Here is a 25,972-nt window from a genome sequence, read left to right on the forward strand (position 1 = left end):
ACATTTAAATTTTTACCCTGGCGTATGAATTCATACGTCACTTCTATTTTAGCAAATTTTTCTAGTGATATCCCTCCTTTTGCGCATAGGACTGCAATTAATTCCAAAAATGCGAGAACTATTTTTTAATTCCCGCATTTTTTTGTTTACGAACCCAAAGCAATTCTTTGGTTGATTCGTTGTACAATAGCATCCACAAACTTCCTGCATCGCTCTAAGTCCTTCGCCTGCGGAATCACTTCAATTTTAAGAGTGGCCGCCAAGTTCGTCTGAACATAAAGCATATCCCTAAATTCATCAACTGCCCCGCAAAATCTTGGGTACCCGCTGTCGCCAGTCCCTGCCGCCCCCGTGATCATACCTCTGACCTCCAATGTTTCAAAAGCGCGGTACAGTTCCATCATTTCATATGGAATTTCCCCATTTCCCCACGTATAGGTTCCAATCACGACCGTATCAAACCTCGCTAATTCCCAAACCGGAAATTGGTCGACACGGAATAAGGCTGTATCGCTATTTTTCTGTAAAAATAAACGCCACAGCAAATAGGCTAATTCCTCCGTATTCCCTGTTTTTGAAGCATATATGATGGCTATTTTCATAACTCATCGAACCCATTTGATTGGGTGACTTTGGAATAGGTCCGCGGCTTCTGCTCGAAGAAGTCAGATTTTGTTCCGTTCAGCATTTCATCACTAAACACATGGATCCACGGCATCGGATTGGTCCTATCCGTGTATAAATTTTCAAGGCCAAGCTGACGCAGGCGCTTATTGGCAAGGTATTCCGTGTATTCTTCGTATTCGCCCAAATCAATCCCGTTAATATCCTTCAAAATGAATGAAGCCCACTCTTTTTCCAGCGCAACTGCTTGTCCAATCGTTCGATAGACATAGTCCATATTCTCCTGGGTAAACAGCTCCGAGTTTTCAGTTAATAGAATCCGAATAAACTGCGCCATGAAGTACGCATGCTGCATTTCATCCCGCTGAATATAGCTGATCATCGTACTGGTTTTCAGCATTTTCTGCTGCCGGGCAAGATGATAGAAAAAAGCAAAGCCCGCATAAAAATAGATCCCCTCGAGGTTAATTGAGTTTACACTTAATTCAAATAAATGTTGTGCTGTGGGCTTTTCACGAAATCGTTCATACGCATCTAAAATCAGCTGGTTCCGTTTTTGTACAATCGGGTCACTTTTTGCCTGATTAAACCGCTCATTCTGCTCTCTTAACGGAACTAGCGAGCTCAAAATATACGAATAGGATTCATTGTGGACTGCCTCCTGCTGGGCAATCACAGCAAAAATCGCTTTAAAGCTGGAATCGGTCACATAATCCATTACTTGTGTCATCGTTGGTGTTTGCAGACTGTCTAGTGATGCTAGCTGTGTATTGATCCGCAAAAATACATCTTTTTCAATGTCACTAAGCAGGTCCCATTGTTTTATGTCATCCTGCATATTAATCTCTTGAGCTTTCCAAAAATTTGATAACAAAGTTTGATATAAATCATACATCTGTGGATAAGCAATATCATTCCAATTCAGCAAACCCGACGACTGGCCATTAATGATGCCGGTTGACTTATTGGGAAACTCTGGATTCAAAAGTTTAATTTTTTTCAAAAGTTTCATCTCTATTTCCTCCTGTCAGCTATGACAAGCTTCGCATTCCTCGATTTCCGTTTGCGATGTGCTTCTAACGTAGTACGTCGTCTTCAACCCCTGCCTCCATGCTTCCATATGAAGGTTTAACAGTTCTTTCGCTTTGATATCATGCCGGACATAAAGGTTAAAGCTGATTGCTTGGTCAATATGGCGTGCGCGGGCCGCATTTTGTTGAATGCTCCACTTCTGATCGAGCTCGTGCCTTGCCCGGCGGTAATAAATATACGTTCGATGGTTCAAATCCGGTGCCGTCACTTTAAACTTAAAGTTTTTCTTTTCCTCCGCGAATTCGACAGAGTAAATTGGGTCAATACCGTCGGTTGAGCCTCCAATTTTAGCTGTTGATGAATTCGGAGCGATGGCCATCAACCAGCCGTTCCGGAGCCCGTGCTGAGCTACCTCCTTTTTTATCTCCAGCCACCGTTCAGAGCGGTAATTTTTCCGCTCAAAATACTCCCCGGTCTGCCACTCCGAACCATGGAACTGACTGTAAGCTCCTTTTTCACGGGCCAATTCCATTGAGGAACGGATGGTATAGTAGGCAATCTCCTCATAAAGCTCGTCCGCAAATTCAACAGCCCGCTCCGATTCCCAGTGTATCCCCTTCAACGCTAAAAGATGATGCCATCCAAACGTACCGAGACCGATAGCCCGGAATTTTTGATTCGTCAACTGCGCCTGTCCTACCGAAATGGTATTTAAATCAATGACATTATCCAGCATTCTGACCTGGATACGGACCAAACGCTCCATTACCTTAGCCGGGACTGCTTTGGCAAGATTAATAGACGATAGATTACATACCACGAAATCACCAGGTTTTCGAACAATTACTATATTTCCTTCCTGATCCTGGTATTCGTTAACAATTTTCGTCGCCGACATATTTTGCGTGATTTCCGTACAAAGGTTGCTGCAGAAAATCGAGGTGCGGCCCTTTCCTAATAAATGTTTATTGGGATTTTGCCGGTTGACCTCATCCCGGTAAAACATATACGGGGTCCCCGTTTCCAATTGCACCATCATGATTCGCGCCATTATATCCATAGCCCTATACGTTTTTCGCGGCAGTAACGGATGGTTAACAGCTTCTTCATATTTCTCCGTAAAATATTTCCGGTCAATTTCATCGTAAAAATCCTCTATCCCTAGGGGATTTCCATCGGCATCTTTCCAGCCCATCACCTGCTTCACTTGATGAGGACAAAAGGTATGCCACTCGCCGATGCTTCTGCCAGTGCCATCAGTCTCCTGCAGTTTTTCCATAAAAAGATCCGGCACGCAGACACCTGTAAAAATATCATGTGCTTTCCGGCGTTCGTCCCCATTGTTCGTTTTCAAATCCAGGAACCCGTTCATTAGATCCTTGTGAAACAAATCCAAGTAAACAGCAATTGCCCCCTGGCGCTGGCCTAATTGATCAACACTGACGGCGGTATCGTTGACCAATTTAACCCATGGTACGACACCGGAGGAATTACCCTTGAACTTTTTAATGTCTGAGCCTAATGCCCTCACCTTCCCAAAGTAAATCCCAATCCCGCCGCCATCTTTGCTTAACCGGGCAATGTCCCAGTTATTTAAATAGATGCCATCAAGGGAATCGTCCACCGTATCAATGAAGCAGGAGGACAGCTGACCAAAGCTTTTTCCGGCATTCGCCAAGGTGGGGGTGGCAACAGTCATATATAAATTACTCAATGCCCAGTAAGCTTCTTTTACCAGTTTTATCCTCACGCCCTTTTTCTCGTATTTCATGATTGTCATGGCAATGATCATGAAACGTTCCTGCGGTAGTTCGAAAATGTTTCGATTATGGTCCCGGGCAAGATAACGGTCTGCCAATAGGAATAACCCTATGTAATTAAATAACTCATCCCGGTCAGGATTAATCTCTTTCGCTAATTCCTCTATTTCCTCTTTCGTATATAAATTTAATAGGTCACTAGAATAAATCCCAATACTACTTAAATGTATAATTAAGCCGTGTAGATCCCCATATTTTAGTGAAGAATCATAGCCTCTATTCTCCGCTGCATTAATATAGAGTTCATACAGATATAAGCGGGCCGCAACAAAAGTCCAATCCGGCTGGTCCATTGCAATTTTGTTAACTGCATATAATAATCCCTGCTGATTTGCCTCCTCTTTTGACATATCTAGCTCCATAATTTGTTTTTCCAGCCCCGTTGTATCCAGCTTGTATTTCATCGAAACTTCCTTAATCGATTCTAATACTTCGTATAAATCTGATTTTTCCTGTGTGGTCATGGTTTTCCCCCTATAAATAAAAAATCCGCTTCGGGGGGATCCGAGCGGATGAAACGAGCAAACAACAAAAAAAGAAAAAGGAAACCATGCCTTCTTTTCTGTCGCCGTCGTTTCCTCTTCTCAATCCCCGAAGAAGTTGAAACATCTTAAGAAAGACAGGTCTCCTGACTTATGCATCCCTCTACTCTAAGCCCTTCCCATATAAGCACCTATTTTCATAAGCATTCTTATACAGTGGTTTGCTCATTTCGTCAGCATTTACAGTTGCGGGGGCAGTTCCGGCATCACACCGGATTCCCTATTAAGCCGTATTCGGCGTCTCTCTTTAAGGCTAACACAATATATAGTTTTTAGTTTTGTAAACAAAACAATATATAGAAAAACTAATATAAATATTAGTACAAGCTCATTTTTTGGTCAAGTATTATTTTCCATCAACGACAACATTTGGCTCTACTGAAATATCGATACTTGGCCGTAATGTCTGAGAAATAAAGCAAGCTTTTTCTGCTCGGACTGCAATCTCTAGCAATTTTTCTGGAGAGATCCCCGAGTCACTATTAATATAAAAAACTGGACGATGGATAATTTGTTTAAACTTCAATTTGCCATCCTCCCTGTCAACTACACCCTCAGAAACAACCTCGAGTTTTTCTAGCTCAATTTTACGATTCCCCAGCATCGCCCCTAGTGTAATCATATAACAATTATTGGAAGAAGAAATAAGCAGCTCCTCCGGATTTGACCCGATTCCTGGACCCTCCATATCCGCCGGTGCGGAGACAGTAATATCAAGCCCGCCTCCTTGAATATGCCCCTTCCCATTCCGATCTCCCTGCCAGCTGCCATTTACTTTAAAGTGAAAACTTTCCATTTTGCAAATACCCCTTTAACATTTTTTATGAAACCATCCTTTTTAACCTTTCAACAAAAATTCCTAAAACCCTGCAAAAAATGACAAAAAGGAATCTTACATTTTCAATGTAAAATTCCTCCATTCTTCCCTTTAATGTGCATGGTGATTATGATGGCGGTGGAACATTTGATGATTGGAATCCACTGCCATGATCAAAACTCCTAAGCCCATCTCCACAATCCCAACAATCATTAAAATCGGCAATAAACCGCTTCCTGTACCAATCCAATAGACTTGGGCCACAATAAACAGGACGAGTGCCAAGCCAAGCAGCAAGGTCGCTGCTCCTGCGAACCGATGAAGCTTAAATGCTAGAATTGCCGCCAATAAACTTCCTACTCCAATCACTGTCAACAAAACGATACCGGGAATGAGATAGTCCCTGAACGGAGTATTTTTCAAGAGCTCAACTGATAGCTTGAAACCATCTCCATCGGGCGCCACAATCAGCCCCAGTCCAACCGTAATTGCCGCAATCCCGACCAATGTCAACACTGTTCCGGCCATGTTCGATAAAAACTTCGTTTTGTCCATTTTCTCCATCTTCTTTCGTTTTGATTTGGAAAAATCGTATGGCGAATCAAAATGGAGTATTTTTCCTACTTTTATTTTACACTTATATTTGAAAAATCGGAATATTAGCTAGACATACGACGCAAAAAGTTCTTAATTTAAAAGATAACCTCATCCGACTTCACAACGGCAATCTTGTGTTCAGGAGTCTTCACTCCTCTCAGGGTATGATTATGATGATTTATTACCTGCTCGGCAGAAAAAACTGCGTCAACAGTGGTATGACCGTCCTCAATTAATGTAACATCAAAACCTTGTGACAAGGCTGAACGGCACGTCGTATCAATGCAGAATTCTGTTCTCACACCGACTACAACAAGGTTGGTCACACCGCGATTTTGCAACTCCTCTTGTAAATCCGTTTGATAAAAAGAATCCGCCGCCCGTTTGTGGATCACAACATCCTGCTCGCGGGGAGTAATCCCCGGAGCAAACTTCCAAAACTGTGTTCCCCTTGCCAGCAAATCACCCTCCGGACCTTCAAACTGAATGTAAAAAACAGGGACATTTTCTCTTTCCGCTTTAGCAATCATCTTTTGTATCACGGAAAACGTTTCATCCTTTTTATAAGTCCCCCAAAGCGGACCTAACTGAACGTCTATAACCAGTAATGATGATTTTCCTTCTCCCATTAATCCATTCCCCTTTCAGCGAATTTTTTAATTGCCCCCACTAATTTTACATCTTTTTTCCATAAAATCCGTACAAATAAGATAATAAAAAAGCGCAAATATCCCGCAAGATATTTGCACTTTTTACCTATTTCCCGTCCACAATTTCCTTTAATATCTCATACGACCGTTTTTGTTTTTCAACATCATAAATATAGGTAACAGCCATAAGTTCATCCACATTATATTTTTCCTGAAATGCTGACAACTGCTCCCGGACGGTCTCTTTACTTCCCAACATCGTCATTCTGGACATGGACATCACCATTTCCTTCTCCATTGGAGTCCAAATTTGTTCCATATTTTCAACCGGCGGCTGCAATGGCATGCGGGAACCGCGAACAACATTTAGGGAAAATTGCCGCATCGTAGTTGATAAGAAACTTGCTTCCTCGTCTGTTGCTGCAGCAACCACGTTTAAACAAACCATCATGTATGGCTGATCCAAATACTCAGACGGCTGGAACCGGCTGCGATAAATCGAAATCGCATCCTCCATGTATCTTGGCGCAAAATGGGAGGCAAAAACATATGGAAGTCCCAGACTTGCCGCTAAGTAAGCAGAATCTGTCGAGGAACCAAGAATATAAATAGGGACATTCGTTCCTGCCCCAGGATATGCCCGCACATAACCTTGCTGGTCTTCAGGTCCAAAATACGTTTGCAACGCTTTAACATCTTCAGGAAACGTAAAGACAGAATCGTTTTTCGAACGTCTTAGTGCATTTGCTGTCATCATGTCTGTTCCAGGCGCGCGGCCGAGACCAAGTTCAACCCGCCCCGGATAAATGGTTGCCATCGTTCCGAATTGTTCAGCAACTACCAAAGGGGAGTGGTTCGGGAGCATAATCCCGCCCGAGCCCACGCTAATTTCATTTGTATGTTCTAAGGTATGTTTTATTAAAATGGCAGTTGCAGAACTGACCAGCGTCGGGGTGTTGTGGTGTTCCGCAATCCAATAACGTTTATATCCCATTTTTTCAACTGACTGTGCTAAATCCACCATTGCATCAATCGCTTGTTTTGAATCTTGTCCTTCCCGAATTGGGGCAAGGTTTAATACTGAAACTGGTATATGAGTATTTGTCATTATTTATAAGTCCTTTCTTTAAACAGATACACTACTATAGTAACAATGACAGTTTAGGAACAAAAATTAAATGCTTATACAAAAAGAAAAAGGTGCCGCACCATCCCGACACCCTTTCCATTCAAACTTAATCGTTATTATTCTTCTGCTGTATTGATACATGCTTTGGAGGTTTCGGATAACCCGTTTTTCCTGAATCGTCTGGACCAGTTAGGGTATTTCTCTGGTCCAATACCTTCCCTGAGTACTCAATTGGATTTTTATCTGCCATTTTTTTCACCTCTATTTTTTATTGGATTCAGGTAAGTTTAAACTTCATTTCCTTTTTCACCATATTTCATTCTTCTCTCCGCTTCGCTCATCCGGTTTTGCGGCGGTTTGGTTTTATTGAGTGCCTTCTTTAATTCCACCGTTGCATCATCGTTTGTGTTATATTTCTTATCCATGAAATTCACTCCTTTTCGTTCTTATTATGAACTGAATTGAAAGCTTCATTCTTCCAGACTAACGCAAAAAAGCCACCCAATCAGCATGGCTTTTTAAATTATATAACTTCGCATTAAAAGACAATCGTCTTATTCTCATGGACAATAACCCGGTCATCTAAATGCCATTTGACCGCACGCGCTAATACACTCCGTTCGATCGAACGGCCGATTTTCTTAAGGGCCTCAACATTCGAACGGTGGTCAACCCGGGCAATATCCTGCTCGATAATTGGCCCCTCGTCCAAATCATTGGTCACATAATGGGAGGTGGCCCCGATTAATTTTACACCGCGGCCATATGCCCGTTCATACGGCCGCGCCCCAATAAAGGCTGGCAGGAACGAATGGTGGATGTTGATAATTTTATTTGGGTTAGCAGCCACAAAGTTCGGCGTCAAAATTTGCATATAGCGGGCCAGCACGATGACATCAATTTCATGTTCTTTGAGGAGCTGCAATTGCTTGGCTTCAACCTCCGCACGAATGTCCTTATTGGCAGGAATATAGTAGAACGGAATATTCAGTCCTTCGACCACATCCCTAGCCTCTTCATGATTGCTGATGACAAGAGCGATGTCCGTCAATAAATCACCGCTTTGCCATTCCCATAAGAGTTCAAGCAGACAGTGCAATTCCTTTGATACAAAAATCGCCGTTCTTTTCACCTCAAAAACCGGTCTAAAGCTCCATTCCATTGAAAACTGCGCAGCAATCTCAATAAATTTCTGTTTCATTTCCTGAGCTTTATCTTTTAAAGAGGGGCATTCAAATTCAATTCTGATGAAAAAACGCCCGCCCTCTGGATTAGTAGAATACTGATTGGACTCAATAATATTTGCATTGTAGGAATATAAAAATTGTGAAATGGCGGCCACAATACCCGGTTGATCCGGACAACTGACTAAAAGCCTGCCGCGATTTTGATTCTTCTCTTGAAATTGTTCTAGCTGATCTTTAAAAAACGAACTCATGATAGCTACCTCTACCCTCATTTTAATTATTGTGAATTATTATACAATTTAAAGTAGGGCCTTGTCACCATCTAAATAAAAAAACGGGTGGCGCGCCACTCCATTTTTTACGTCTTTTTCAACTGCCTGCCTTTTAATTGCGGCTGCCTTTCTACATACCATTGGAAAAACCAGATTGTTGTTGCCATCCAAAACCCGCTCGCAAAATAGCCGCCAATAATATCACTTGGATAATGAACACCCAAATAGATACGGCTGATGCCAATCATCAAAATCATAATGATACTAAAAAAAATCAACAGTGTTCGGCCTGTTCGGGTAGCAATATGTCTCCAAAGCAGGAAGGCAAGTATTCCATATACAGAAAATGCATTCATCGCATGTCCGCTCGGAAAACTATAGCCACCGATTTCTATCAATCGATGAAATTCGGGCCGCGCTCGGTGAAAGATTGATTTTAATATGGAATTGATAATCGGGGTTCCCGCAATCACGGCAATGAATAATATCAATTCCAGCCGATGGTAAAGCACCTTATAGAGAAAGTAAATAATAAGGATGCTGAGAATTACCACTATTTTTGTCGACCCAATAAAGGTGAAAAATTTCATGATGGCTGTTAAAGCAGGTGACTCAAGTCCCTGAACCGAATTTATTATGGTGCTATCAAATTGGACAATCTTATGAGCCTCGATAAGCGTTGCCATCAATGCAAAGGCTGCAAGGGAGATGACACTTATGATGAATGCTCGTGTTAGCTGAAACTTCAAGTTCATTACAGGTAACCTCACCGATAAAATTTCCTTTATTTTACCCTATTTCTGTTTATATCATAAAGCTTCGGGTAAAATAGGCAACTTGTTTGTTACTTCTAATACCGTTTTATACCCGCCCCGGGCAAAACACAAAAAGTGCCCCAAAAGGACACTTCTTTTCTTCTTTATTCCTCAGCCACTTTCACCAGCTGTTTACCAATGTTGTCACCCCGGAAAAGTCCTAGGAAGGCATCTACAGTGTTATCAAAGCCTTCGACAATCGTTTCACGGTATTTGATTTTTCCTTCCCTTACCCACTGGGTTAGCTGTGTTATGCCTTCCTTGTTGTGCTGGGCATAGTCAGAAACAATGAAGCCCTTCATCATGGAACTGGTTGTCAACAACTGACCAGCCACTCTTGGACCGATAGGCAGCTTATCCGCATTATATTGAGAGATTTGTCCGCAAATGGCGGTTCTGGACTGGAAGTTAATTAAGGACATCACCGCATCGCTTACAGTACCCCCAACATTGTCGAAATAAACATCGACACCGTTAGGGCAGGCTTCCTTCAATGCTTTGCGAAGGTTATCTGCTGTTTTATAGTTAATCGCAGCATCAAAACCTAGTTCCTCGGTTAAATAGGCGCATTTATCGTCTCCGCCTGCAATACCAACGACTCGGCAGCCTTTTAATTTAGCGATTTGACCGACAACTGTTCCAACAGCTCCAGATGCTCCTGAAACGACGACCGTTTCCCCTTCCTTCGGCTCCCCTATGTATAACAATCCAAAATAAGCAGTTAATCCAGGCATTCCGAGCACATGCAGTGCAGTAGTCACAGGTGCCAATTCTGGGTTAAGTCTGCGAAGACCGCTTCCATCAGAAACGTTATACTCAGCCCATTCCATAAGGCCATCTACATACTGCCCCGCTTCAAACCGAGAATTTTTCGATTCGATTACTTTTCCAACGCCCCCGCCTTTAAATGGCTGACCTACTTCATATGGCTTGGCATAAGATTTGGCATCCGACATCCGGCCTCTCATATAAGGGTCAACAGACAAATAAAGTGACCGTATTAGCACTTCACCATCCTGAAGTTCAGGAACATTCTCCTCAATAAATTCAAAATTGCTTTCATCTGGCATTCCTACTGGCCGGCTAGCCAATAAAATTTTTCTGTTCAAAAGGTTTGTCATCTAACCACTCCCTGTTTTATCTACTCCAAGAAGCAATTCTAGGTGCTTGATTATAATGTTCTACTTTTACGGCCATTCTCCTGCCAGAACACAAAATTAATGCGCGTATACCTTCAATTTATCCTATTTTTCTTACTATTTCGGCAATATCCTTCGCTGCATCCTGTTATTCCAATCCCGCTTCTTCAAGAGCAATTCTAGCAAGTGCAGCCCAATCCTGATTTCCGCGATTTTTGGCCACTGAGGCGAGCAGGCGGTTATGTAATAGACCCGCTAACGGCATCGGTGTCTGGGTCGAGTTTGCTTCCTCCAAAACTAGGTTGCAATCCTTAAGACCAAGCGCCAGCTGAAAACCCGCCGGTTCAAACTGCTTGTGGGCAATCATCTGGCCATAGCCTTGATACACTGTACAATTAAATAAGGTTGATGCATAAATTTCAGCAGCCAACTGCCGGTCAATACCATTTTTCTCAGCTAAATTAAAGGCTTCGGCCATGGCTTCCATTGCTGCCATAATCATAAAATTTCCGCCTAACTTGATGACATTGGCACTTTCAGGCTCCTCCCCAACATCAAAAACACGCTGGCCGAGCGCTTCCTGGATGGATTTTACCCGCTCTTTCGCCACACTGGACCCTGAGCTAAGAATATTCAATTTTTGAGCTGCCGCTGCTTCCGGACGGCCAAAAACAGGAGAGGCGACATATTGACTGCCGTGCTCCTGATGATAAGCTGCTAATTTACGTGAAGTTGCTGGAGCTATCGTACTCATTGATAAATGGATACCGCCCTGACCAAGCACTTCCCCAAACCCATTTGGTCCCAATACTAGCTCTTCCACTGCCTGATCGTTTGCCACCATCGTAATCACGATTCCGCCAGGTACTGCGGCGTCTGCTGGCCTGTTCACTTGCTCGGAGCCAGCTTCAACAACTGCCTTTGTTTTCTCGGGAGTTCGATTGTAAACCTTCACCTGAAAACCGGCCTTCAATAAATTCATAACCATAGGCTCTCCCATATTTCCAAGGCCGATAAAGCCGATTACTCGTGTCATTTTCGTTCATCCTCCTGTTATTCTAATATCCCTTATTGGTATCTACTCTATTGTTAAGAGGTTTGTTTTCTTCCAAGTTTCTGAGTGTATCCAAAAAACACGCCGCCCCTTCTTCAGGTGTCGTTACCGCTGAAATATGAGGGGTAATCAGTACGCCAGGATGTTTCCATAATGGATGATTTTCCGGCAGCGGCTCCTGTGTAAAAACATCCAAGACAGCATACCGGACCTGCCCGTCTTCCAAAGCTTGCAGCAATGATTCTTCATCCACCGATGCTCCCCGCCCTACATTAATAAAACCGGCATTTGTTACTTTTTGAAAGACTTGACTATTAAAAAATCCAGCCGTTTCTTCCGTCAGCGGCATCGTGTTGATGATCACATCCATTTCCCCTAGGATGGTAAAATGAGATTCAACAGCCAAAGCCTCTTTAAAATACTCTTTTTCTTTTCCACTTTGGGAGACGCCGTAAACCTCCACTCCGAAACTAGAAAAAAGCTTGGCGACAGCCTGCCCAATTTCACCGGTTCCATAGACCATCACTTTGAGTTCATTTAATAGCTTCGGAGTCCGTTGCTGCCATTTTTTCTGCAGCTGTAATTCCCGAAACTCCTCGTGACATTGTAAGTCTCTTAATATGTAGCTTAAACAATACTCTCCGATTCTTTGACCAAACGTACAAACTGTCCTTGTTAAAAGTACACTATCGTCCCAGGTCTTTTTATATAAAAAGCGGTCAACTCCCGCACCGAGCGAGTGCACCCATTTTAAATGACTGTAATCGTAATCCGATTTGAGATTAAAAGATACAAGTGCATCCGCCCATTTCAAATCCTCCTGAGTCACTTCAGCCTCGGGGATATAACGGAAATTCTTTTGGACGCCCGCATTTTGGATGTATGCTCGAAGCTCCTGATACATGGGGCTGACAATTAAAATATTTTCGATTTTCACAATAATTCACCTCTTCAACATTAACTCCATTTTAAGGATAATTGGGAAAAAACTCAAAAAAGAAGAGCAAGGCTGTAAATCCCCTGCTCTCTACCTCATTATTTGGAAGCTGCAGATGCTTTTTGATGAACAAATTCCTTCATCAAATCAAAGGACTCCACAGCTTCATCCTGGTCCGCAAAAAATTGCAGGAAACCATGGACCATACCCTCAAAGCGTTTAGCGGTTACTGGAACGCCCGTATCACGTAACCGCTTTGCATACATTTCCCCCTCATCTCGCAGCACATCATACTCCGCCGTTAAAACCAATGCCGGCGGCAGACCGCTTAGATCCTCTGCTTTGATTGGTGATGCATATGGATGCTTTCGGTCCTCTTCTTTTTCAAGATATAAAACCCAGAAAAGTCTCATATGAGTGTTTGTTACCCCAAACCCATCGGCATTTTTCGAATAGGATGGGTAGATGGAGGAACCATCTAATGGATGGAAATCGATAACAGGATACATTAAGATTTGTTTAGCGATTTTTGGCCCCTGCAGGTCTCGCGCCATTAAAGTCACCGCAGCCGATAACGCTCCTCCGGCACTGTCGCCTCCGACAATAATATTATTTGGATTGCCATTTAACTCAGACGCATGCTCAGCAGCCCATTTCACCGCTGCATAACAATCCTCAGGGGCGGCTGGGAACGGATGTTCAGGCGCTAATCGATAATCAACCGAAATAACTTTTGCACCGGTGTGAATGGTTAATAATCGGCCCAGCACATCATAGCTATCTACATCACCAACGACAAATCCGCCGCCATGGAAAAAAAGGAACAACGGAAACGGACCTTCACCGGCTAGCGTATAGATACGAATAGGTACTTCCTGCCCTTTAGACCCATCGATTGTACGATTTTCAATGGCTTGTACCTGAGGTCTTTCGTTTTCCGGCGGCAGAAATGCCAATGCCGCCCCTCGATAATTGATTAGATCTTCCGTTGTGTTGAGCTCTCCTAATGGATTTCCCGCTAGAAATTGCTCTACATATGGTCTTAATGTCATCCAAAAACTCCTCTCGTATTTTAAAAGATTATGAGGAGAAATCGCATCGGTGCTACCTTCGGTCAAGTTTACCAGTGATTTCCTTTACTTATATATGATGATACCCAGTTTCCATATAACTATCAATAAATATACGATTTTAGTATTTTTTATCAAAAACCCTTGAACAAATAGGAATATTCTGTTATATTAATTTTAATTACATACTTCTTACTTCATACCTTATGAAGTGAGGATAGAGGCGCAAAGACCATCAGTAAACCATCCAAGGGTAATGAGACCCGTTGACGGTGGCGGAAAGGGGAATTTGCCGAAGCTTCTGAGGATCTCATTGTTCCGGGAGCTGGTTCTGTTATTGAATAAATACAGAATTGTCATATAGGAAACTATATGGAGGGCTATCTCACGCAGGGGAACTTGTAAAATTAACGTTTCTGATGCAGCTGTTGGGCCTTTCCCGCAGCTGCTTTTTGCGTTTGGCCTTACCTCTTTTTAAAAATAATTTTAAAAGGGTGAAATTCATGTACTTTGGCCAAGTTTTAACAGCAATGGTGACTCCGTTTGATCAGGATGGCGAAATTGATTTTAATGCGACGAGAGATTTAGTAAATTATTTATTAGCGAATGGTACTGACGGGTTGGTGGTTTGTGGAACAACCGGTGAGTCCCCTACCTTATCAACTGAGGAAAAAGTGGCTTTATTTAAATTTGTGGTTGAAGTTGCGGACGGGAGAGTTCCCGTTATTGCAGGGACTGGCTCAAACAACACAAGAGCCTCAATCAGTCTAACAAAGCTAGCAGAAGAAGTCGGTGTAGACGGCATCATGCTCGTTGCCCCATACTATAATAAACCATCCCAGGAAGGCATGTATCAGCATTTTAAAGCGATTGCTGAATCTACTTCTCTTCCGGTAATGCTTTATAATATTCCAGGGCGCAGTGTCGTCAATATATCTGCTGAAACGGTCATCCGCCTTTCTCAGATTCCTAATATTGTAGCGGTTAAGGAAGCTAGCGGCCACTTGGATGACATGGCCGAAATTATTAAACAAACTGCTGATGACTTTTCTTTATACAGCGGTGATGATGGAATGACCTTGCCGGTGCTTTCGATTGGCGGCGTTGGTGTGATTTCCGTTGCATCCCATATTATCGGGAATGAAATGCAGGATATGGTGTCACGCTTTAAAAATGGGGATTTAGCAGGCGCTGCTGCTGCACACCGTGAATTACTGCCAATTATGAAAGCTTTATTTGCAGCACCAAGCCCAGCACCTGTAAAAGCAGCCCTAAATATGAAAGGGGTCAACGTCGGCGGTCTGCGCTTGCCGTTAATTCCTTTAAACGAAGAGGAAACCAGAACACTTCAGAATGTCCTATTGCAAAATAGGGAACTGGAAGTTATTTAGAGTAATACCCGAAAGCAGGACAAATCGAGCGGGCTCCCGTTCGATTTGTCCTGCTTTTTTTAATTTCTGCTTCCCCCCCTATCCTCACTGCAAAAATATTTCTTTAATAAATTCAGAAAAGTGTTTACAAAACCTTCTTCAAACTCTATAATTCACATATATTTACTCGGAATTAGTCACAAAAGAAGGAGGCCCCCAACATGAGCATAGGAATTGCATTAATGGGATTATTAGTTGGTTTATTGGTAGGTCTAACAGGGGTTGGAGGGGCAGCGTTGTTAACCCCGGTGCTCATCATGGTCGGAATTCAGCCTTCCATTGCGGTGGGAACGGACCTAGTTTACAACTCCATTACCAAACTGTTTGGAGTCATTCAGCATTGGAGACAGAAAACGATTAACTTTAAACTCATGAAGTATCTTGCAATCGGAAGTGTCCCAAGTGCAACAGGAGCCATTCTCATCCTTCAGGTCTTTGAAAAATATTTCCACAATCAAGAACAAATTATCAAACATGGACTTGGCTATGTCCTTATTCTAGTGGCCACAGCCATTTTAATTAAGACATTTTTTGATAATAAAATCAGGCCGAACCGCTGGCAATTAAGGCCGATTGAGGAAAAACGAACATTAACAATTTTAATCGGTGCCGGTTTCGGCTTTATCGTCGGCCTGACTTCAATAGGATCAGGATCATTATTTGCCCTTGCCATGCTATATCTCTACCGTTTGAAAGGATCTGAGCTGGTTGGCACCGACATTGCCCATGCCTTTTTATTAGTGACTGTTGCCGGACTCCTTCACGCGAATGCCGGAACTGTCAATTATATGCTTGTAGGGAACCTGTTAATCGGGTCGATCCCAGGCGTTTTAGTAGGGAGTACCTTATCTTCAAAAGTACCGACAAAGCCCCTTCGTACGGTCATCTCAGCGGTCATCATTTTTAGCGCGTTAAAACTTATCGGATTATAATAAGAAAGAGCTTAAACGTTTAAGCTCTTTTTTGTTAAAATTCAGTTTCTAACTTTAAATGGCTATCCATCTGAACCATTTTATATTCTGTTATAAAGGCAGGTAATGTGATGGTAATGGTCGTTCCAACATTTAAGATACTCTCAATATCAAGCTTCCCGTTCATTGTCTGAATGGTTTTCACCGCGACCATGGAACCTAATCCTGTACCCTTTGTTTTACTGCTGTAGTAAGGCTCACCGAAGCGGTTTATTTGCTCTTTGCTCATGCCGACACCGGTATCAACAATTTTAACGGTGACCTTATTTTTTTTAAGCGCTGAAACAACATGAAGCTCCCCGCCGTTTGGCATTGCTTCGATAGCATTTTTTATTAAGTTTAAAAAGCATTGGCGAAAATAATTCTTATTCCCTTGAACGGTTCCTTGACCAAGATTATCTGTAATAATCACAGAGCTCATTTTTGCTAAAGGATTCATGATATCAATGACATTGCGGATCTCTTGTTCGATTAGAAGTGGTTCTACTTTTTCAATTGCTGGTTTTGCGAAGGCCAAGTAATCACTAATAATCGATTCCGCATTATGAAGTTCTCTTTCTATATGTTCAATATAGCGTTTCTTCTCGTCTAGAGATAGATTAGGAGATTTCAGCAATTCAATAAATCCTTTTACAACGGTTAAAGGATTTCGAACTTCGTGTGAAATACTTGCCGCCAATTGGCTGACAACCTCCATTTTTTCAAACTTAACTATTTTTGATCGGATATACATAGCATCAGACAATAATTCAATGATATATACCATAAAAAACATAAGAATAGGAGGCAGAATGATAAAATAAAAAATGTATGCTTCTGTCACAACAAATATATCAGACATCCATAAGGCGATATAAGTCGTAAAAACCTCAAGGACAATAGTCAGGAATACGGAACTGATCAATTTATTTTTTCGATTATACCTATTAAATCTTCCTGAAAATAGGGCTGTTGCCACAAATATCACAATATATACAACTAATGTAATATCATTCATACCGTAAATGGCAAAGCGGGATGTTAACATCATCACCAATAGAACAGCCCCGACTGGCCATCCGCCATAAAGTGTTCCAATAAATACTGGAATTTGCCTCAAATCATGTACACAATACTGGTCAATGTATATCGGGAATTTCATACAAAGTATGATCGGTAAACTCATGCAGGCTGTCAGAAGGGTTTTCCGATACTGTTGAAATTTTTTGACGTTATCAACTAACACAAAAAACATTAACAGACTGACAATTATATAAAACACATTATCTAAAACATTGTGATTAATATAAACAAAATCCATTGCAGGCAGCCCCTTCATGTTTTGTGTATTTCCAAGGTTAAAATAGAGAAAACACAGCCCATTTATTATAGCATTTACATACTTGTAATTAAAGGAAAATTTCGCCTTATACGTTTATCAATAAAAATTTCCAATGAATATTTTTTCATAAATACTTGCATTATATGAATGGCTAATTTGCCAAATTAACGAAGGTACATATGAAAGGAGAACCCATGACAAATCGTAATAACAATCGTAACCAGCCTCATACTGGCAGCAACGATGCTGAATTTGGCTCCGAATCATCTTTAAGTAAAAAAGAACGTAAGAAAGCGGCAAGGCAAAACAAGAAAAATCAATAAGAAAAAAGGATAACTCTTCTCCAAGGGTTATCCTTTTAACGTTCGCTCCTATTTAGTTACGATGATCGGCCCATTTTTCGTCAGAATCAACGTATGTTCGATTTGAGCGACAAAGCTTTTTTCCGTAATGTAGGTCCAGCCGTCGCCTTTTTCATATACCTCTTCCTCATGTGTGGAAATAAATGGTTCGAAGGCGATCACCATTCCTTCTTTCAGTAGCTCATCATCCCAAGGTTCATGGTAATTGTAGATATGGTCTGGGCGTTCGTGAATTCTTCGGCCAATTCCATGACCTGTCAGGTTTTTAATAACGGTGAATCCATGCTGCTTAGCAGTTTGATAAACCGCTTTGCCAATCCCGCTCTTTTTTGACCCTGGTTTTGCTTTTTTCAGGCCAGCATCAAAAGCTGCTTGTGCCGTTTCACATAATTTTATCAGCACTTCGTCCCCTTGACCGACAACAATGGAAATGCCCGTGTCTGCGAAATAACCATTCTTTGAGGCCGACACATCAATGTTAACGAGGTCCCCTTCATTAATGACGCGATTGCCCGGAATCCCGTGGGCAACCTCCTCATTAACACTAATACAGGTATAGCCAGGAAAGTCATATTCCCCTTTTGGCGCGGAAATGGCCCCTTCTTTTTCAAAAAGCTGACCGGCAATTTCATCAAGCTCTTTCGTAGTGATACCTGGCTTGGTCCGTTCCACCAATTCATCACGAATAGCACCGACAATCCGGCCAATTTCCTTTATTCCATTGATATCTTCTTCTGTTTTAACAATCATGCAATTCCCCTACTTATGTTAGTTTAGTTTGTCAAAAGACTTATAAATTCTATTGTAGCCTTTCTTTTTCGAAAAAAACAAGTAAAAAACAGGTACTATAATTTCGTTAGTACCTGTTTTCTTGAAATTATTCGGCGGTAACCTGATGCAAGAACGTTAGCGCTTTAGCAAAAGAATCCCTTGCATAGCGTGCATTATAAGTTGGATTCGTATCATTAAAAAATGCGTGCGGTGCATTAGGATAGACAATTGCTTCAAAGGATTTCCCAAACTTTTTCATTTCTTCCTCAAAAGCAGGAATCAAATTTGTGATATTCGGGTCGTTTCCTCCGTAAAAACCAAGGATTGGACATTGAATATTGTCTATATTTTCTTTTGGGGGACGGCCGTAGAACACAACAGATCCTGCATGTTTCGGGTCGTTAACAGCAAGCGCCGCAGATAAGGCGCCGCCCAAACAAAATCCGACAGAGGAGACCGACATCCCCTTTGTATGAGAATACGTATTTCGAGCATAATCAGCGGTCGCTTTTAAAAGATTGACAAATCCTTCAGATTTGCTTGGATCTAAGACTCCAAGCAGTTTGGTTAACGTCGCGCGTAATGTTAGTTGCCGGTCATGAGGCTGTTTTGAAATTTCCTCTTCCCGTATATCTGGGTTGAACCACGCTTGATGTGGAATAGAGTGGAGAAAATGTTTGGCCTCTTTTACTTTCTCCTCGCCAAGGTCCTCAGGCCTTACTCCATTTTCTGCAAATAGGTCTGGTGCAATGGCAACATAACCTGCGGCTGCAAAACGCTCAACCACATCTCTAATATGGGCGTCAACACCCCACATTTCCTGAATTACAATGACTGTCGGCCTTGGTTCGGCAACAGGTTCAACTGAAGCAAAATAAGCACGAACATCGCCGTCTGTTCCTGCAAATGTTCTCCATTCTGAATGTACTGGCATGAATGACACCTCTTTTATGTATTGTTCTATCCCAATTTACCATAATAATGCTGCTTTTTTAAATAAAGTGAACCGCCCTTGTGTGGCTAATTATGGAGATTTTGAATTTATTCGCCTATTTTTAACTGTTACTCTTCAAACGCAATTCCAAGTATTAAAATCTCAAGGTTGGGTTGATCTAGATGGCACAAATTAAGGCAAATGAAATATACATTTTGGATAAAAAAAAACAACCTACAATTTAGGTTGTTTTCTTTAAGTTATCAGCTATGAGCTCTCCAAGTATCTGAACGCCCTTTTCCATTCGCGCTTCAGACTCATAGCTGAACGATAAGCGAAGATACTCGATACCATCATGTTGGTTTGCAAAAAAGAACTTCCCTGGCACATACGAAACACCTGCGTCTAAGGCCTGGTCTAGCAGTTCAGCTGTATCAACACCCGGAACCTTTACCCAGACAAAGTAGCCGCCCTGGGGAACATACCAAGACACTGATTCGGGAAAGTACTTCTCTAAATACTGAACCAGCCTTTCACTTTTGCTCCGGTATACTGATTTTAACTCAGCCAACCTCTCATCCAGTTCAATTTTTTCTAAATATGCGGCCATTGTCGCTTGGGTAAATGGATGGTCTAAATCCTTCTTAAACCATGAAAAAGCCGTAATAAATTGATGCTCACCCGCAATCCAGCCAACTCGCATTCCTGGGGCAACCACTTTCGATAAGGAGCCAACATGGAAAACACGACCTTCTTTATCCAGCGCTTTTAATGTCAACGGGCTTTCTCCAAATGCAAGCTCTCCATAGGCATCGTCCTCTAAAATAAGGAAATCGTATTCCTCCGCAAGCTCCAATAGCTGTTTCCGACGTTCCAAGGTCAAAGTGGTCCCAGTCGGATTTTGAAAGGTTGGAATTGTGTATAGAAGCCGTGGCAAGGTCAGCCCTGCACGTTTTCTTCCAGCAAGAATTTCAGCGAACGTTTCCGTCTGTATCCCCTTGTCATCAATCGGAATACTGATGATTTGATTAGTATAGTTGCGGAAAATTTCCAATGCTTCCATATAGGTTGGTGCTTCCACAGCTACGACCACTTGTTCATCAAGCAGCACGCGCGCAATTAAATCAATCGCCTGACATGCCCCTGCTGTAATTAACAGTTCATCCCCTTGTACCTTTATGCCGCGCTCAGCCAAGCGGTTCTGGATTTGCTGTTTTAATTTTTCCATCCGAGGACTTCCAAGATAATGCAGAGGCAAATCACGCTCCTCATCAAGTAAATTCCCCGCCGCCGCCTTTATTTCACCTGAAGGAACGAGGCTAGGCGCAGGATACCCCGAGCTTAAACGGATGCACTTCTTAGGCAATGCAGGCATCCATTCCCCAGGCGGGTCGTTCTTTAACGCCGCTTTCACATTGTCAGGAAAAAAAGAATCAATTTTCACGTTAAACAAACACCTTTCACTACGAACTCAATCTGTTAGTTAATTGCTTTTAAACTCTCTTCCCTGATGAGTGACAGTAATTCCTCTTTATATTGGGCAAATTCAACCGACCCTTTTACACTGAACTCTCTCGGTCTCTCCAAAGCAATCGGCACTTTTTTCTTTAGGCGGCCTGGTCTTGCCGTCATAACGTAAACCGAATCGGCCAAGAAGATCGATTCCTCGACATCGTGTGTAATGAACAAAATTGTCTTCTTAGATTCCTCCCACGCTTTTAATAGCACTTCCTGCATAATATTTCTTGTTTGGGCATCTAAAGCACCAAACGGTTCGTCCATCAGAAGAATCTTAGGGTCATTGGCGAGTGCACGAGCGATGGCAACTCGCTGCTTCATCCCCCCTGATAATTGGATTGGGTAGTGTTTTTCAAACCCTTCCAAACCAATCAATTGCAGATAATGCCGTGCTACATCATCCCGTTCCTTTTGCGAAACCCCTTTTAATTTTAATCCAAAGGAAATATTATCCTTTACCGTTAACCAAGGGTACAAGGTGTATGACTGAAACACCATCCCCCGGTCTGGTCCCGGGCCATTTACTTCCTGTCCATCAATAAGAACCTGTCCAGAAGTCGCTTCCTCCAACCCCGCAACAATCCTCAACACTGTTGATTTACCGCATCCGGAAGGACCCAAAATGGTGACAAACTCCCCATCGCTAACGGAAAAGGAAGTCTTCTCCAATGCCGTCGTTTCACCGCTCTTTGTTTTAAAAACTTTACCGACTTCTTTAATTTCAAGCTTTGGTGTTTTTGCCTGAGGGGCATTGTTTTCGATTATGTTTTTCGCCGCTTGAATGACCATATTACAACCCATCCTTTCTCATCCATGAAAACGATGCCCGATAAATGGCTTTGAAAATCATATCGGTTAACAAGCCGAGAATTCCGATGATTAAGATTCCAACGATAATTTTATCAGGCTGCAGGAAACGGGATGCCTGCATAATCATGTAGCCTAAACCACTTGATGCTCCGACAATTTCGGCTACAACTAAATAAGTCCAAGCCCAGCCAAATGTAATCCGGAGTGTATCGACAATCCCCGGCAACGCTGCTGGCAGAATAACTTTTGTAAACAACTGCCCTCGTTTTGCTCCTAATGTATAGGAAACTTCAATTAAATCATTTTGAACATTTTTGGTAACGTCCATGATCATAAGCGTCAGCTGAAAAAATGTCCCTAAGAAAATGACACTCATTTTCTCCGGTTCGCCAAGGCCAATCCATAAAATCAACAAAGGAATGAATGCAGATGCCGGCATATAGCGAATGAATCCGATGATTGGTTCAAAAGCTCCCTCCATAATTTTTAGCGAGCCCATCAAAATCCCGAGAGGAATACCGATTAGGGCGGCAACCAAAAATCCAACCAATACCCTTGTAAAACTGATGCCGATATCAGACAACAGGTCTCCATTGACAAATAAATCAACACCCGTAGTCAACACAGCAGTAGGTGTCGGCAAAAACAGCGGGTTCACAATTCCACCAAAGGTCAGTACTGACCAAACTAACAAAAATAAAAGAAACGTTACAAGTCCTGCCGTACTATACAGCTTTTTTGGTATGTCCTTATTCGGCGTTAATAATTTTGCAATCATTTTTCTCACCCAATTCTCTTAATCTCTTAAAAAGGCCTAATATATGAGGACCGAACCCGCCTCATATATTAGGCTTTCTACTCTATCCTTTATCCCGCCTTAACGGGCAGTAAGATCCCCCACCTCAAGAATCAGATTAAATTGACGATAGGTGGGGGATCAACTGCCCGTAAAGGTCCGATTGGTTCAACTAACCATCAGTGGGGAGCTGAAGATTCCCCCACTGATGGAAGTTTCACTTTATTGGAAGCTTGGATTAAGCACATCTTCCGCTTTTGGCTCTTTTTTGATAATGTTTTGCTCTTTGTAAAACTTAATGGCATTTTCTGTTGATTGATAGATGGAGCCTTTGCTGCTTTCTGAACCAAATAATTTGGTGTTATCCTCTTTTGTGAAAAACTTCAAGCCTGATTCGGTCGCAACAAATTCTTTTGTATCAATCTTTAATCCTTTTGCCATGATTTCGTCTGCTTCATCTTTATGCTCTTTCCAGTAAGCCATTGCTTCACCCATCGCCTTAACAAATGCTTTTACATCGTCTGGACGGTTTTTAATGACGTCTTCTTTAAAGCTGATGGTATCTACAATTATTCCTGGAAGATCCTTTGTTGATAATAAAACTTTGCCGTTTGCTTCAGATCCTTTTGATAACCATGGCTCCCAAGTTACAGCAGCATCCACTTTGCCTGCTGCAAAAGCGGCACCAGCATCACCTGCAGACATTTGTACTACTTCTACGTCTTTTTCCGTTAAGCCGCCTTGCTTCAATGCAGTTAAAGCAAGCATATGGCTGGTAGAGCCCACTTCAAACGCAACCTTTTTCCCTTTTAAATCTTTTACATCTTTGATGTTGTTTTTAACAAGAATTCCGTCCCCACCGTAAGAATCATCCAATAACCAAACAACTTTCACCGGAATATCAGCTGCAGCAAGTGTTACTTGAACATCCAATGCTGTTGCCATGCCGTCGATTTTCCCGCTGGCTAATGCCTGCTTACGCTCTCCCAAACCTTCAACGATGGAAAGCTCTACATCGACGCCGTTTTTCTTAAAGAAGCCTTTTTCTTTTGCCAAAAATAATGGACCATAACCTGTCCAGGTAGGCAATGTTACCTTTAACGGTTCTGATGATTTCTTTTCCTTTGAGCTACCGCTTGCAGCTTCGTCTTTCCCACAAGCCGCTAATGCTAGTACTAACATGATTGAACAAAGCATAACTAGCCATTTTTTCATAATTAAATTCCCCCTAAGATTTTCTTTATCTTTTATTAGTCGCAACTAACATTGTTGTTCCAATTTCATCTGCTTTTTGAACAGATGTCACGACCATGTCCGGTGTAACTGCGAATGGCATATTCTCCATATCTTCAATGGTCACAGTTATTTCACCTAGCTGTTTCCATTGTTCTGATGTTAATTCCTTTATTCCCATTTGCTGCAATGTATATGGCAGATCAACTTCTTGGTAATATTCGATTAACGACCTTACCTCTCCCGCTTCTAATCCTTCCATACAAAGCTGCGCTAAAATACCAAATGCCACAATTTCGCCGTGATAGGTATCATGTATTTCCGGGAAGATGGTCAACCCTGAGTAAATCGCATGGGCTGCTGCAGTCCGGCAATCATCACCGCCATAACCACTGACACTACCGCTGACTAAAATGACGGCATCTATAATGGCCTCTAACTCCTTGGTTAAGGTTTGCTCTTGAATCGATTGTACAGCTGCTTTTCCAGATTTCAGCAAGGTTTGATAAAGCTGCCCAGCAATCGCGATGGCTGTTTGGTTAATGGCGTTTGGCACAGCTTTCTTTATCGAACACTTCGTTTCAAACCATTTAGCCAATGTATCGCCGATTCCAGCCACTAAATAGCGGACAGGTGCCTCAAGAATGATGTTCGTGTCCACAAGTACCATTTCCGGTGCTTTAGCATTTCGGCTGATTTCAAGGAATTCCCCTCCATCACTGTAGATGATGCTGATGGGTGTTGCCGCCGCACAAGTGGCTGCAATCGTTGGAATAGCCACAAGCGGTTTCTCCAATTGATACGCCACCGCTTTTACAGTATCCAATGCTTTACCTCCACCTGTAGCAATCAGAACATCAAAGGTTTCAGATTTTAATTGATCTATCAACCTATCAATATTCGATTGGGAGGATTCACCGCCATACCAAAGAGACTGTTTCAACGTGATCTCATGCTCTTCTAGACTTTGCCGTAATGGTTCCTCAATTACCTGACGACTGGTATTCCCGCCAATCAGAATAGCGGTTGTTCCAAAGTTTCTTATGTATAATCCTGCATCTGCTAGAATCCCAGGATTTCTGACATATTGTCCCGGACCGACGATTACTTTCATTTACAATTTCCCCTTTTAGTTCCTGCGTATGAATAATATTCTACTAATATAAATGTTTGTCCATTTTATGTCAATATAATTATATAAATTTTCTAAAACTTATATTTACAACATTCAATTGATAATTATTCAAACATTTAACTTTCTTGATATATTTTCCATTTTTATTATTCTGATAATATTTATAGTCTCCATATAAACTGTGCAAAGGTGATTTTTTGAAAAAGAGTTTAAAAAAGCGCTAGTAAAAATCCAAAATGGAAGTTTACTAGCGCAAAATATTTTATCAAATATGAATCTAAGTTTCACACAAATTACAAGTTCAATGTACCACCATCAATTACGATCGTTTCGCCTGTAATGAAGGATGCTTCATCTGAAGCAAGGAATAAAACTAAGTTAGCAATCTCCTCAGGATAACCAATTCGGTTCAGTGCATTTGCTGTTGATAACACTGGCCATTTTTTTGTTTTCTTCCAATCCTCAACCATATTCGTATCAATGATTCCTGGAGCGATTGCATTCACACGAATATTCTTTTTCCCAAACTCAGTTGCCGCTGTTTTCGTAAGGGCCATTACACTGCTTTTTGATGCAGAATAAGCTGCGACCAACTTTTGGCCTTTGATGCCGGCGATACTTGCTGTATTGATGATAGAACCGCCTGAAGACATCTGGGGAATGGCATATTTTAATCCTAAGAAAACTCCATTTGTATTTACATCAAACACCTTCTGCCATTCTTCAAACGAAACATCTGGAATCTTACTCTCGCCACTTTTTACACCAGCATTATTAAATAAAATATCTAATTTGCCATAAGTATCTATGGTTTCTTGAACCATAATCTGTACATCTTCGGGTTTGGTCATATCAGTTTGAATAAACTTAGCTTCGCCGCCAATTTCATTGACCAGCTGAACGGTTTCTGCTCCCGCTTTTTCACTATAATCGGCAATGACCAACCGGGCTCCTTCTTGTGCAAAGCGAATTGCTGTAGCTCTGCCAATCCCTCCTCCGCCTCCTG

The 25,972-nt window shown here is 41.9% G+C and carries 26 protein-coding genes and 2 riboswitches (1 of these 28 cut by a window edge); of the genes, 3 read left to right on the forward strand and 23 right to left on the reverse strand.

All coding sequences use genetic code 11. The features are described 5' to 3' along the window. Positions 1-146: 146 nt before the first annotated feature. The 14 genes from ACZ5B7_RS19695 to ACZ5B7_RS19760 form a co-directional block, all read right to left on the reverse strand. A complete protein-coding gene (locus ACZ5B7_RS19695; protein ID WP_464490703.1) occupies positions 147-602 on the reverse strand; it encodes a flavodoxin domain-containing protein in 456 nt (151 codons plus the stop codon). Then, positions 599-1,636 carry a ribonucleotide-diphosphate reductase subunit beta gene (locus tag ACZ5B7_RS19700; RefSeq protein ID WP_464490704.1) on the reverse strand — a complete coding sequence of 346 codons (1,038 nt, stop codon included), beginning with the start codon at positions 1,634-1,636 and terminating at the stop codon, positions 599-601. The genes ACZ5B7_RS19695 and ACZ5B7_RS19700 overlap by 4 nt, the downstream gene beginning before the upstream one ends. Positions 1,637-1,651: 15 nt before the next feature. After that, complete coding sequence (locus tag ACZ5B7_RS19705) at positions 1,652-3,940, reverse strand: ribonucleoside-diphosphate reductase subunit alpha (RefSeq protein ID WP_464490705.1); 2,289 nt, start codon at positions 3,938-3,940, stop codon at positions 1,652-1,654. A 137-nt stretch (positions 3,941-4,077) separates the two neighbouring features. Further along, a riboswitch (cobalamin riboswitch) is annotated at positions 4,078-4,278 on the reverse strand. Positions 4,279-4,364: 86 nt separating this feature from the next. Continuing rightward, positions 4,365-4,814, reverse strand: coding sequence for an OsmC family protein (locus tag ACZ5B7_RS19710; protein ID WP_464490706.1), 450 nt, complete (start codon positions 4,812-4,814; stop codon positions 4,365-4,367). A 132-nt stretch (positions 4,815-4,946) separates the two neighbouring features. Beyond that, entirely contained in the window at positions 4,947-5,390 is a 444-nt protein-coding gene (locus ACZ5B7_RS19715) for a hypothetical protein (RefSeq protein WP_464490707.1), read from the reverse strand. Positions 5,391-5,527: 137 nt separating this feature from the next. Further along, positions 5,528-6,061 (reverse strand): cysteine hydrolase family protein, encoded by a 534-nt coding sequence (locus ACZ5B7_RS19720; RefSeq protein ID WP_464490708.1) that lies wholly within the window; start codon positions 6,059-6,061, stop codon positions 5,528-5,530. Between the two features lie 127 nt (positions 6,062-6,188). Beyond that, the gene (locus tag ACZ5B7_RS19725; RefSeq protein WP_464490709.1) at positions 6,189-7,190 is read right to left on the reverse strand and encodes an LLM class flavin-dependent oxidoreductase; all 1,002 of its coding nucleotides are present in this window, start codon (positions 7,188-7,190) and stop codon (positions 6,189-6,191) included. Between the two features lie 308 nt (positions 7,191-7,498). Further along, positions 7,499-7,636, reverse strand: a complete 138-nt coding sequence (locus tag ACZ5B7_RS19730) for a hypothetical protein (RefSeq protein ID WP_423798653.1) — start codon at positions 7,634-7,636, stop codon at positions 7,499-7,501. Between the two features lie 113 nt (positions 7,637-7,749). Next, positions 7,750-8,649, reverse strand: coding sequence for a formyltetrahydrofolate deformylase (gene purU, locus ACZ5B7_RS19735; RefSeq protein WP_464490710.1), 900 nt, complete (start codon positions 8,647-8,649; stop codon positions 7,750-7,752). Positions 8,650-8,756: 107 nt separating this feature from the next. After that, the gene (locus ACZ5B7_RS19740) at positions 8,757-9,425 is read right to left on the reverse strand and encodes a phosphatase PAP2 family protein (protein ID WP_464490711.1); all 669 of its coding nucleotides are present in this window, start codon (positions 9,423-9,425) and stop codon (positions 8,757-8,759) included. A 164-nt stretch (positions 9,426-9,589) separates the two neighbouring features. Beyond that, positions 9,590-10,606 (reverse strand): NADP-dependent oxidoreductase, encoded by a 1,017-nt coding sequence (locus tag ACZ5B7_RS19745; protein WP_464490712.1) that lies wholly within the window; start codon positions 10,604-10,606, stop codon positions 9,590-9,592. A 166-nt stretch (positions 10,607-10,772) separates the two neighbouring features. Then, on the reverse strand, positions 10,773-11,660 hold the full coding sequence (locus tag ACZ5B7_RS19750; protein ID WP_464490713.1) for an NAD(P)-dependent oxidoreductase: 888 nt from the start codon (positions 11,658-11,660) through the stop codon (positions 10,773-10,775). Between the two features lie 22 nt (positions 11,661-11,682). Next, a complete protein-coding gene (locus ACZ5B7_RS19755) occupies positions 11,683-12,615 on the reverse strand; it encodes a D-2-hydroxyacid dehydrogenase (RefSeq protein ID WP_464490714.1) in 933 nt (310 codons plus the stop codon). A gap of 98 nt (positions 12,616-12,713) precedes the next feature. Then, positions 12,714-13,667 (reverse strand): alpha/beta hydrolase, encoded by a 954-nt coding sequence (locus ACZ5B7_RS19760; RefSeq protein WP_464490715.1) that lies wholly within the window; start codon positions 13,665-13,667, stop codon positions 12,714-12,716. A 228-nt stretch (positions 13,668-13,895) separates the two neighbouring features. Further along, positions 13,896-14,076, forward strand: a riboswitch (Lysine riboswitch). 112 nt (positions 14,077-14,188) lie between these two features. On the opposite strand from ACZ5B7_RS19760, the gene dapA reads away from it, so the two are divergent. Both dapA and ACZ5B7_RS19770 read left to right on the forward strand, forming a co-directional pair. Then, positions 14,189-15,076: a 4-hydroxy-tetrahydrodipicolinate synthase gene (dapA, locus tag ACZ5B7_RS19765; RefSeq protein WP_464490716.1), complete on the forward strand. Its 888-nt coding sequence runs from the start codon at positions 14,189-14,191 to the stop codon at positions 15,074-15,076. 200 nt (positions 15,077-15,276) lie between these two features. Beyond that, positions 15,277-16,047, forward strand: a complete 771-nt coding sequence (locus ACZ5B7_RS19770) for a sulfite exporter TauE/SafE family protein (protein ID WP_213145360.1) — start codon at positions 15,277-15,279, stop codon at positions 16,045-16,047. Positions 16,048-16,081: 34 nt separating this feature from the next. Here ACZ5B7_RS19770 and ACZ5B7_RS19775 read toward each other — a convergent pair whose 3' ends face one another. Further along, the gene (locus tag ACZ5B7_RS19775; protein ID WP_464490717.1) at positions 16,082-17,386 is read right to left on the reverse strand and encodes a LytS/YhcK type 5TM receptor domain-containing protein; all 1,305 of its coding nucleotides are present in this window, start codon (positions 17,384-17,386) and stop codon (positions 16,082-16,084) included. Positions 17,387-17,601: 215 nt separating this feature from the next. On the opposite strand from ACZ5B7_RS19775, the gene ACZ5B7_RS19780 reads away from it, so the two are divergent. Then, positions 17,602-17,730 (forward strand): hypothetical protein, encoded by a 129-nt coding sequence (locus ACZ5B7_RS19780; protein ID WP_464490718.1) that lies wholly within the window; start codon positions 17,602-17,604, stop codon positions 17,728-17,730. A gap of 48 nt (positions 17,731-17,778) precedes the next feature. On the opposite strand, the gene map is transcribed toward ACZ5B7_RS19780, so the two are convergent. The 8 genes from map to ACZ5B7_RS19820 all read right to left on the reverse strand — a co-directional run. Further along, a complete protein-coding gene (gene map / locus ACZ5B7_RS19785) occupies positions 17,779-18,519 on the reverse strand; it encodes a type I methionyl aminopeptidase (protein ID WP_423798661.1) in 741 nt (246 codons plus the stop codon). A 127-nt stretch (positions 18,520-18,646) separates the two neighbouring features. Then, the gene (locus tag ACZ5B7_RS19790; RefSeq protein WP_464490719.1) at positions 18,647-19,474 is read right to left on the reverse strand and encodes a dienelactone hydrolase family protein; all 828 of its coding nucleotides are present in this window, start codon (positions 19,472-19,474) and stop codon (positions 18,647-18,649) included. Between the two features lie 241 nt (positions 19,475-19,715). After that, positions 19,716-20,918, reverse strand: coding sequence for an aminotransferase-like domain-containing protein (locus ACZ5B7_RS19795; protein WP_464490720.1), 1,203 nt, complete (start codon positions 20,916-20,918; stop codon positions 19,716-19,718). Between the two features lie 35 nt (positions 20,919-20,953). Then, complete coding sequence (locus tag ACZ5B7_RS19800; RefSeq protein ID WP_464490721.1) at positions 20,954-21,781, reverse strand: ABC transporter ATP-binding protein; 828 nt, start codon at positions 21,779-21,781, stop codon at positions 20,954-20,956. Position 21,782: 1 nt separating this feature from the next. After that, positions 21,783-22,580: an ABC transporter permease gene (locus ACZ5B7_RS19805; RefSeq protein WP_464490722.1), complete on the reverse strand. Its 798-nt coding sequence runs from the start codon at positions 22,578-22,580 to the stop codon at positions 21,783-21,785. 240 nt (positions 22,581-22,820) lie between these two features. Further along, the gene (locus ACZ5B7_RS19810) at positions 22,821-23,813 is read right to left on the reverse strand and encodes an ABC transporter substrate-binding protein (RefSeq protein ID WP_464490723.1); all 993 of its coding nucleotides are present in this window, start codon (positions 23,811-23,813) and stop codon (positions 22,821-22,823) included. 25 nt (positions 23,814-23,838) lie between these two features. Next, positions 23,839-24,945, reverse strand: coding sequence for an iron-containing alcohol dehydrogenase family protein (locus ACZ5B7_RS19815; RefSeq protein ID WP_464490724.1), 1,107 nt, complete (start codon positions 24,943-24,945; stop codon positions 23,839-23,841). A 314-nt stretch (positions 24,946-25,259) separates the two neighbouring features. After that, positions 25,260-25,972: the 3' portion of a glucose 1-dehydrogenase gene (locus tag ACZ5B7_RS19820; RefSeq protein ID WP_464490725.1), read on the reverse strand. It continues 31 nt past the right edge of the window; 713 of the gene's 744 nt are visible here — the last part of the coding sequence; its start codon lies beyond the right edge, outside the window; its stop codon occupies positions 25,260-25,262.

The sequence above is a fragment of the Neobacillus sp. S1115 genome, from assembly GCF_055385565.1.